The organism is Xanthomonas sp. LMG 12459 (genome assembly GCF_009192905.1).
Lineage (GTDB): Bacteria > Pseudomonadota > Gammaproteobacteria > Xanthomonadales > Xanthomonadaceae > Xanthomonas_A > Xanthomonas_A sontii.
Genome location: NZ_NSGT01000119.1, coordinates 1 through 9,694, shown reverse-complemented (window position 1 = coordinate 9,694; position 9,694 = coordinate 1). Strand labels below are relative to the sequence as shown.

Below are 9,694 nucleotides of genomic sequence, written 5' to 3'. Positions count from 1 at the left end.
GAAGTGGTCGATGTCCAGCAGGGCGATCAGCAGCGGTTCCTGCGTGCGCTCGGGCGTCGCTGCAGCCTCGCGCGCCTGTAGCCAGGCGGTAACGTAGCGGCGATTGCGCAGGCCGGTGAGGGCGTCTTCCTCGCTCTGGCGACGGATGGTGGCCGCGAGCTGTTCCAGTTCGCGGTGCTGCGCCTGGATCTCCTCGTTCTTGCGCGCCAGTTCCGCGTTGATGCGCCGACGCGCGCGGCCTTCGCGCACCTTGAGCAGGAAAAAGCCGGCCAGCGCCAGCAGTGCGGCGAGTAGACCGTAGAGCACGCTGCGCTGGCGCTGCGCGCGCGCCTGCAGTTGCGCATACGCCGCCTGTTCGGCGGCGCGGGTGCGGGCAAGTGCGGCCAGTTCGCTGTTCTTGCGCGCCAGGTCCACCGCCGATTCGAGCTCGGCGATCCGGGTCTTTGATTCGACGTTCACCGCCTTGTCGTTGACCGCCTTGTACTCGCGCATAAGAGCAAGCGCCTCGCGGTCGCGGCCGAGTGCGTCGAGGTTGTCGATCATGCGCGGGTACAGTTCCAGCCGCCGGGGGACGTTGTCCCACTGCGTGAACATCTGCCGCGCGCGCTCGAACGCGGCGGCCGCGGCGTCGCGTTGGCCGAGATCGGCCAGCACGTTGCCGAGCGTGGAATAGACGATGCCTCCCTCGCCATGGTCGCCGCTTGGCGCCGCCCCCTCCAGCATCGCGGCCGCTTCGCGCAACAAGGGCAACGCCTCGCGCGGGCGATGCTGCAGCGCGAGTACGTTGCCCAGGTTGTTCAGCAATCCGATCAGCGACGTCTTGCCATCGGCACGCCCCGCCGCCAACGCCTGCCGGTAGATCGCTTCGGCGCGTTGCAGTTCGTTTGCGCCCTGATAGGCCGTGCCCAGGTTGTTGAGTATGTCCGCGCGCGTCAGGTCCTTGTACGGCATCGCATCGTAGGCAGCGAGCGTACGCTGGCCGTAGGCGATCGCCTTTTTCCATTCGTGGGCATAAATAAACACGCCGGTGGCGTTGTGCAGCATGGAGACGTCATCGGGCTTGCCCAGCGCCTTGACCACACGCTCCGCCTCGAGCAGGGCGGCGATGGCATCGGGCATGCGCCCCTGCTGAGCCGACACCAGGAACACGGTCTGGTTGGCCTTGTACTCCACCGGATCCGGATGCCGACGTACTCTGGACAATGCGATGCGGGCGACCCGCAAGGCGTCCTCCTGCGCACCCATCTTGTAGTAGGAGCGGGCCAGCAGTCGCCACAGCTCGGCGATGTGCGGATCGTGCGGCAGTTCCGTTTCCAGCCGCCGCATCTCGCCTTCGAGCTGCGCGATGCGGAGCGCGTCGCGCGGCCGCCAGATCTCGGCATTGAGTTGCGTGAACAGGCGCACCCGCTGTTGCGGCGACAACGGCTGGGCGAGCAGCGCCGAGCCGATGGAGACCACCCTGTTCGGCTGGCCCGCGGCGGCGGCCGCATCGACCAGTTCCAGGCCGAGCGCGATCGAGCCTTGCTTGTCGGCCGCGGCGTCCCAGGCCGGCATGCCCATCTGCAGCGCGGCCGCCGGGTCTGCGGCACGCACCGCCGCCACGCAGGCCGGCAACGCCTGCGCCGGTGCGCACCGCTGCATCGCGGCCGCGTGCGCCACCGCGGACGATACCAGCACACTCCCGCACAGCAGCATCCTGAGCGACTGCAAGATCAAGCGACTGCGCACTGCCATTCTCCCCAAGATGCCGCAGCACACGCCGGATCCGTGAATGCGGCGGATATCGTCGCACTCTGGTCCCACGCACGCCGCTGCCAGCGTGCAGCGACGCCGACCCGTGCAAGGATATCGGCCACACGGGCAATTTCTTGAGCTCCATCCCATGCAAGAGGCCACGTTACTCACGCTACGCCTGCACGCGCTTTTACCCGAGGGACCGCAACTAGCCCCTCTGCCACCGGGAGAGGGGTTGGGGGTGAGGGTCCGAGCACGCAGCACATCCATGCATCCCCCAACTCCAACCCCCAAGTCCCATCACAGCGGCGTCAGCTGCCTGAGTTGCGCGTCATCGGGAAACGTCTGGACGCGGTAACGCGGCGGATACAGCGGCGGCTGGGGCTCCATCAGGTCGCCAAACGCGGCAACAGCCTCGTCCCAGGACACCAGGACGACCGCGTCCTCCTCGGCGTCGTCGCGCGGGACGACCAGGGCGATCCGGTCGGCTCTGGGCAACAACGTATCGACGCCCTTGGTCCAGGTGCAGAGCGAAAACTGCCGCGCGCCGTCGTCGCGCTCCTGGTAGACGCTGAACGATGCGACGAAGATGTCCTGGTCTGTCGCGTCGTGGAGCTTGTCCAGCGCCGCCTTCTGATCGGCATAGGCAGGCGCGTCCAGCAGCCGGCGCAGGTCCGCCTGGCGTTGGCGATGCTCGGGCGACGCCAGCGCGAACGGCACCATGCGGCGTGCCTCGTCGTAAGTGAACACCAGCGCGGAGACGTTGCGGCCCTGCGCGGCCGCTTCCACGCTCAGTTCCAGCATCGCGCCGATGGCGGCGGCGTCGCGATCGCCCACCACCAGCAGGCAGTCGCGCGCTGGCAGCATGAACAGCGGATTGCCCGCCACCGGAACGCGATACAGCACGTCGGGCAGCAACGCGCGGCTGGTGTCGTAGGCATCCTGCCATGCGCCGCGGAACACGCCCGGCGCGACTTCGACGAAATGGTCGGCGGTCGCGTCGCGCAGATTGTCGCGGGCGATCGCCAGGCCTTCGTCCAGGGTGATCCCCCATGCCGCGCGCGGCCCCTGGAACAGCGTGGAGATCGTATCCGGCAGATCCAGCGCCAGCAGCTCGACGCAATCCTCGGCGATGTCGCGCCATGCATATGGGAATGGCGCATCGAGGCCTTTCTCCAGCAGGTGCTCCAGCCGCAGCTCCTCGAACATGCCGCGATTGCGGATCACCGGCATCAGCGTCGCGCGCACCTCGTCGAATGTCTTTTCCCGGCCACTCTCTTCCTGCGCGTTGAGCGAGGACGTCACATAGGCGCGCAATGCCTCGGCGCGGCCTTTGCGCGTCGCGGCCCTGTAGGCCTGATAGGCGTTGTGCAGATAGATGGTGTAGCCATTGCCGCCGACCAGTCGGAACGCGTCGGGCTGATAGACCAGCTCCTCGCGATAGCCCCGCGCGCGCAGGGCATCGGTGTACAGCCTGGCGAAGGCGCCGGGGCTGGGCGTGCGGCGGAACAGCGTGTCGAACAGTGCAGCGAACATCGGCGGTCGTCCTTGTCGAGTGGCGGCATGCGGGCGCCGCGCGGAATGCTAGCGCAGCTTTGCGGCAGCCGCAGATGGACGCGGACTGCAGTGTCCGCAACGGCACTCCGGCAACTCCGATTGCATCGAGCAACCAGAAAGCGCGCGCACGCTGCTCGGTCAGCTGTCCCTCCCACGTGCATGCACGGCGCACCGCATTACGCGTATCCGTGTGCGGCGCGAAATAAAAAGCCCCGCTGTCGCGGGGCTTTCTGGAGACTCGGCACTTCCTTCTCCCGCATGCGGGAGAAGGAGTCGCGTGCTGCCCGCCTCAGGCGAACGGATCCTGCAGCACCATGGTGTGCTCGCGGTCCGGACCGGTGGAGACGATCGAGATCGGGCAGCCGGCCAGTTCCTCCAGCGCACGCAGGTAGGCGCGGGCGGCGGGCGGCAGTTCGTCCCACACGGTGATGCCGTGGGTGTTCTCGCTCCAGCCCGGGAACTCCAGGTACACCGGGGTGCACTCTTCCCAGCCCTGCGCGTCCAGCGGCGCGTACTCGGTGCGCTTGCCGCGGTATTCGTAGGCGATGCACACCTTCAGCTTCTCCATGCCGTCGAGCACGTCGAGCTTGGTGATGCACAGGCCGGAGATGCCGTTGATGGCCACCGCGCGCTTCAGCGCGACGATGTCCATCCAGCCGCAGCGGCGCGGACGGCCGGTGGAGGCGCCGTACTCGGCACCGCGGTCGCGGATGCCCTGGCCGATCTCGTCGTCCAGTTCGGTCGGGAACGGGCCGCCGCCGACGCGGGTGGCATAGGCCTTGGCGATGCCCAGCACGTAGTCGATGTCCTGCGCGCCCACGCCGGTGCCGGCCAGTGCGCCGCCGACGGTGGTGTTGGAACTGGTGACGTAGGGATAGGTGCCGTGGTCGATGTCCAGCAGCGCACCCTGCGCGCCTTCGAACAGCACGCGCTTGCCCTGCTTGCGCAGGTCGTGAAGGATGCCGGCGACGTCGGACTTCATCGGCTGCACGTACTCGCCGAAGGCCAGCGCTTCGTCGAAGGTCTTCTGGAAGTCGACCGCTTCCACGCCCAGGTACTTGGTCAGCACGAAGTTGTGGTAGTCCAGCGCGGTGCGCAGCAGCTCTTCCAGCTGCGGCGGGTAATGCAGGTCGGCGACGCGGATGCCGCGGCGCGCCACCTTGTCTTCGTAGGCCGGGCCGATGCCGCGGCCGGTGGTGCCGATGGCCTTGCCGCCGGCGGCCTTCTCGCGGGCCTGATCCAGGGCGATGTGGTAAGGCATGATCAGCGGCGCGGCCGGCGAGATCTTCAGGCGCGAACGCACTTCCACGCCGGAGGTCTCCAGCTCCTCGATCTCCTTGCGCAGCGCGGCCGGGGAGATCACCACGCCGTTGCCGATCAGGCACAGCGCATCGTCGCGCAGGATGCCGGACGGGATCAGGTGCAGGACGGTCTTCTTGCCGTTGATGACGAGGGTGTGGCCGGCATTGTGGCCGCCCTGGAAACGCACGACGGCACCGATTTCCTCGGTGAGCAGATCGACGATCTTGCCTTTGCCTTCATCGCCCCACTGGGCGCCGAGCACGACAACTGACTGACCCATGGCTGGGTAACTCCTGGTTTGCTGCGCGACCGTCGGGGCCACGCGGATGTGGTGGCCGTGCGGGGACCGACCGACACCGGTGCGGCCGCTCCATCGGGGAGCGTCCAGGCGGCGGCAGGACCCATACACGGAAAAAGCCGGTCGAGACGCTCGCGTGGAGCGGGCCCGGCCGGCTTTTGTGCATTATCCGGGTTTTGGGTGGCAGTCACCACCCCCTGACCGGCCGCGTTCAGGACCGGCGACCAGCACCCGCCTGGCTCAGCCGCGCACCCACCACAGCGCCAGCAGGCCCACGCCGACGGCAATGGCGCCGGCCCCACGCAACTGCCGCGGCGGCATGCTCAACATCTGCTGCACCATGTGCCGCCACGCCTCCGGCGCGGCGAACAGCAGCAGACCTTCCAGGATCACCATCAGGCAGACCGCGGCGATGAGATCATGCATGGCGGTCTCCTGGAGATGGGCAGCCTGCAAGACGGACGCAGGAGCATCAAAGCAAGAGCAACAGCTTCCGCTGAAGCGGGTCACTTTTCTTTGCTTGTGCAAAGAAAAGTAACCAAAAGAAGCGCTTTACCACAGCCAAAGGCTGGTCAAGCACACCCCGACTCCACGCCCTCCGCGCTTCGCGCTACGGGTCCGCGAACAGGACGGGATTCGCGGAAGGGGCATCCTGCCCCTGCCGCGAACGGCGCACATCCATGTGCGCCGCCCTTCGGGTTTTTCCCGCCCTGTTCGCCGCTACGTAGGGGCCCCGGCACATCAAAAGCGAAGTAACAGCAACGAACGCAGGAGCAAAGTAGAGGCTGAGCAGGGAATCAGCCTCTAGCGAATCCCCAATCCCGACTCCCCAATCCCGCCCCTCAGCGATCGCTCTTGAGGTATTGCAGGAACGGATCGTTTTTGTCGAGCACGATCACGCCGTTGCCGTCGGCCATGGCGCCGCGGTAGGCCTCCAGGCTACGGTAGAAGGCGTAGAACGACGGGTCGGCGGAGCCGGCCTTGCCGTACACGCTGGCGGCCTCGGCATCGCCTTCGCCGCGCAGCTTCTGCGCGTCGCGCTCGGCCTCGGCGACCAGCACCGTGCTTTCGCGGTCGGCCTGGGCGCGGATGGTCAGTGCCTGCTCCTCGCCTTCGGCGCGCAGCTTGGCTGCTTCCTGCTTGCGCTGCGCGCGCATGCGTTCGTACACGTCGGTGATCACCTGGCTGTCGGTCGGCAGGTCGATCTGCTTGATGCGCAGGTCGACGATCTGCATGCCCAGGGTCTTGCTGGCCGCGTTGATCGCCACCAGCTGCTTGGCGATCAGTTCGCTGCGGTCGCCGGACACCAGCTGCTGCAGGGTGCGCGAGTTGATCTGGTTGCGCAGCGAGTCGGTGATGATCGGCGCCAGCAGGCTGTTGGCCACCTTCTCGTCGCCGCCGGTGGTGGCGCGGTAGAAGGCGCGCACGTCGGAGATGTAGCCGATGGCGAAGAAGCTGACGCTGACGTCCTTCTGCTCGGCGGTGAAGTAGCGCGCCGGGTTGGTGTCGATCACCTGGAAACGGCGGTCGAACATGCGCACCGACTCGACCAGTGGCACCTTGAAGTGCAGGCCCGGCTTGAGGTCGGCACGCACCACGCGGCCCAGGTTCAGCACCATCGCCGCCTTGTCCTCGGGCACCACGAACACCGAGCTGAGCAGCGCGAACAGCGCGACGACGGCAATGCCCGCCCACAATGACAGTTTCATCGCTGGATCTCCTCACGGCCGGTCGGGCGCGGCGTGCGCTCCGGGTTGCGGACACTCTCGGCCGAACTGCTGTTCAACGCCGGCATCAACACGTCCTGCGGCACCGTCGGCAGCGACGTGGTCGGCGCCGGCGGCGTCGCCGCGGCCGGCGCCTTGCTGTCGGCCGGCATCGGCACGTAGATCAGCTGGCGGCCGTCGCCGCCGATGACCTTGCGGTTCTCCGCCAGCACCTGCTGGATCGTCTCCAGCCACAGCCGCTTGCGGGTGACCTCCGGCGCGTTCTGGTACTGCTGCTGCAGCAGGGTGAAGCGCTCGGCGTCGCCCTGCGCGCGGGCGATCGCCGCTTCCTTGTAGCCCTCGGCGACGGTGCGGGTGCGTGCGGCCTGGCCACGCGCCTCCGGCACCACCTTGGCGGCGTAGGCCTGGGCCTCGTTGATCAGCCGCTCCTTGACCTGCTGGGCGCCGTTGACCTCGTCGAAGGCCGATTTCACTTCCTCCGGCGGACGCGCGTCGGGCAGGGTCAGGCCGGTCACGATCAGGCCGGTGTGATAGGCCTTCAGCGCGGCCTGCAGGCGCTCGCGCGCGGCCACGGCCATCGGCCCGCGGTTGTTGAGCACCGTATTGAGATCCGAGCGGCCGATCTGTTCGCGCACCGCGCTCTGCGCGGCCTGCTCCAGCACCAGGTCGGCGTTGCGCGCGCCGAACACGTAGGTGCGCGGGTCCTCGACCCGGTACTGCACATTGAGCGAGACGTTGACGATGTTCTCGTCGCCGGTCAGCACCGGCAGCTGGCTGTCGAAGGTCTTGATGCGGGTGGCATCGACCTTGCGCACGGTCTCGATCGGCCACGGCAGCTTGAAGTTCGGGCCCGGCTGCAGGATCCGCGAGAACTGGCCGAAACGCAGCACCACGCCGCGCTGCTGCTCGCCGATCAACTGGAAGCTGCTGAACAGCAGCACCAGCACTACCGCACCCAGGATCCAGCGGCCGATGCCGCCGCCATCGCCGAACAGGTCCTTCAACGGACCCGGCAACCCGCCCCACCTGCCTCCCCCATTGCCGCCACGCGGCGGCCAGGGACCGCGCCCGTGATTGTCGGGGCCGTCTCCGCCCTTGCCGCCAGGTGTGTTCCAGGCCATGCATGCTCCAAGAAGGAAGGTGGCGCCGCGTCGGTCACGCGCCGGTCACCGGATAATGAGTCGCCGATTCTACAAGATGGGGCAGACCCGCCGTTTCGAAAGGGTATCTTGGTGCATTCCTGCGTGCCGACCAAGGTGTTCCATGTCCGTTCCCGCCCAGTTCTCCGCCTTCCGCATCCACCAGGACGCCACCGGCTACCACGCCGGCCTCGTCCCGCTGTCCCTGGACCAGCTCAGCGAGGGCGAAGTGGTGATCCGCGCCGCCTGGTCGTCGGTGAACTTCAAGGACGCGCTGGCCGGCACCGGCCAGGGCAAGATCCTGCGCCGCTTTCCGCTGGTCGGCGGCATCGACGTGGCCGGGCACGTGGTCGCCTCCCGCGACCCGGCGTTCAAGGAAGGCGACGCGGTGCTGGTCACCGGCTGCGGCCTCAGCGAGACCCGCGACGGCGGCTACAGCGACTACGTGCGCCTGGAGTCGAAGTGGGTGGTGCCGCTGCCGGCCGGGCTGAGCCTGCGCGAGAGCATGGTGCTGGGCACCGCCGGCTTCACCGCGGCGCTGGCGCTGCTGCGCCTGCTCGACAACCGCCAGACCCCGGCGCTCGGCCCGCTGTGCGTGACCGGCGCCACCGGCGGGGTCGGCTCGCTGGCGGTCGACATCTTCAGCCGCGCCGGCTTCGAGGTGCATGCGGTCAGCGGCAAGGCCGAGCGCGCCGAGCAGCTCAAGGCCTGGGGCGCCACCCAGGTGCTCGGCCGCGAGGCCCTGCAGACCAGCCGGCCGCTGGAATCGGTGCGCTTCGGCGGCGGCCTGGACAACGTGGGCGGGGCGATGCTGACCAGCCTGCTGGCGCAGACGGCACCGTACGGCAATGTCGCCAGTGCCGGGCTGGCCGCGACCGCGGACCTGGATATGACGGTGATGCCCTTCATCCTGCGCGGGGTGTCGCTGCTGGGCATCGGCTCGGCCGGCACCGCCCGCGACCTGCGCGACCGCATCTGGCAGCACCTGGGCAGCGACTGGAAGCCGCGCCACCTGGAGACGATCTGCACCCGCGAAGTGGACCTGGCCGGCCTGCCGGAGGTGTTCGCGACGATGCTGGCCGGGCAGTCGTTCGGGCGCACCGTGGTGCGACTGGATCCAAGCGCGTAGCCACGCCGACGCTTTGTGACACGCAACGCTTTCCGCCTTCGCGCCGCTGCCTCTACACTCGGAGCCTCCTAGGGGGAACCACATGGCACGCATTCTGATCGTCGACGATTCGCCGTCGCAGTTGCTGGGCATCCAGCGCATCGTCGAAAAACTGGGGCACGAAACGATCACCGCCACCGACGGCGCCGCCGGCGTGGAAGCGGCCAAGGCGGCCTTGCCGGATCTGGTGCTGATGGACGTGGTGATGCCCAACCTCAACGGCTTCCAGGCCACCCGCACCCTGCGCCGCGAGCCGACCACGCAAAACATCCCGGTGATCCTGGTCACCACCAAGGACCAGGACACCGACCGCATGTGGGGCATGCGCCAGGGCGCCCGCGCTTACATCACCAAGCCGTTCTCCGAGGACGAGTTGTACGAGGTGATCGAGCGTGTGTTCAGTGGCGAGGATGCGCCGTAGAAGCCGGGATTGGGGATTGGGGAATGGGGATTCGTAGGGGCGGGTTTCCGGGCGGCGTTTGAGTGCGCGGCGTAAGGCCGCATGCAATCGGCGCGCCTTGTAGGAGGGGCTTCAGCCGCGACGGGCGTTACCGGTAACGCCTGTCGCGGCTGAAGCCGCTTGTGTCAAATAAGGGTCTATCGTTGTAGGTGAGAGCGGAGTGCGGCAGGCCGTTTAGCCGCAGTGCCAGCAAGCACGAGTAGGAGTCAGCGCCGCCGCACTCCGGTTCTCCTGCCTGACAAGCCCGAACAGTTGCCCGAGTGCAGCGCGCGCACCTGTCTCTTATCAACATCTGACGTCGCCGCCGAT

General features: G+C 67.9%; 8 protein-coding genes. 2 read left to right on the top strand and 6 right to left on the bottom strand.

Annotated elements, in window-relative coordinates:
- The 6 genes from CEK65_RS20365 to hflK all read right to left on the bottom strand — a co-directional run.
- The coding region (locus CEK65_RS20365; RefSeq protein ID WP_193314849.1) for a tetratricopeptide repeat protein at positions 1 to 1,905 on the bottom strand (1,905 nt) is incomplete at its 3' end.
- A gap of 129 nt (positions 1,906 to 2,034) precedes the next feature.
- Entirely contained in the window at positions 2,035 to 3,270 is a 1,236-nt protein-coding gene (locus CEK65_RS20360; RefSeq protein WP_152182808.1) for a hypothetical protein, read from the bottom strand.
- 310 nt (positions 3,271 to 3,580) lie between these two features.
- Positions 3,581 to 4,873 (bottom strand): adenylosuccinate synthase, encoded by a 1,293-nt coding sequence (locus tag CEK65_RS20355; RefSeq protein WP_026144396.1) that lies wholly within the window; start codon positions 4,871 to 4,873, stop codon positions 3,581 to 3,583.
- Between the two features lie 258 nt (positions 4,874 to 5,131).
- A complete protein-coding gene (locus CEK65_RS20350; RefSeq protein ID WP_017909158.1) occupies positions 5,132 to 5,317 on the bottom strand; it encodes a DUF2065 domain-containing protein in 186 nt (61 codons plus the stop codon).
- Between the two features lie 416 nt (positions 5,318 to 5,733).
- A complete protein-coding gene (locus CEK65_RS20345; protein WP_026144397.1) occupies positions 5,734 to 6,600 on the bottom strand; it encodes a protease modulator HflC in 867 nt (288 codons plus the stop codon).
- Positions 6,597 to 7,739 carry an FtsH protease activity modulator HflK gene (gene hflK, locus CEK65_RS20340; protein ID WP_026143730.1) on the bottom strand — a complete coding sequence of 381 codons (1,143 nt, stop codon included), beginning with the start codon at positions 7,737 to 7,739 and terminating at the stop codon, positions 6,597 to 6,599. The genes CEK65_RS20345 and hflK overlap by 4 nt, the downstream gene beginning before the upstream one ends.
- A 142-nt stretch (positions 7,740 to 7,881) precedes the next feature.
- On the opposite strand from hflK, the gene CEK65_RS20335 reads away from it, so the two are divergent.
- Together CEK65_RS20335 and pilH are read left to right on the top strand one after the other, a co-directional pair.
- A complete protein-coding gene (locus tag CEK65_RS20335; protein WP_152182807.1) occupies positions 7,882 to 8,886 on the top strand; it encodes an acryloyl-CoA reductase in 1,005 nt (334 codons plus the stop codon).
- Between the two features lie 82 nt (positions 8,887 to 8,968).
- Entirely contained in the window at positions 8,969 to 9,346 is a 378-nt protein-coding gene (gene pilH / locus CEK65_RS20330) for a twitching motility response regulator PilH (protein WP_010340114.1), read from the top strand.
- Positions 9,347 to 9,694 lie beyond the last annotated feature (348 nt).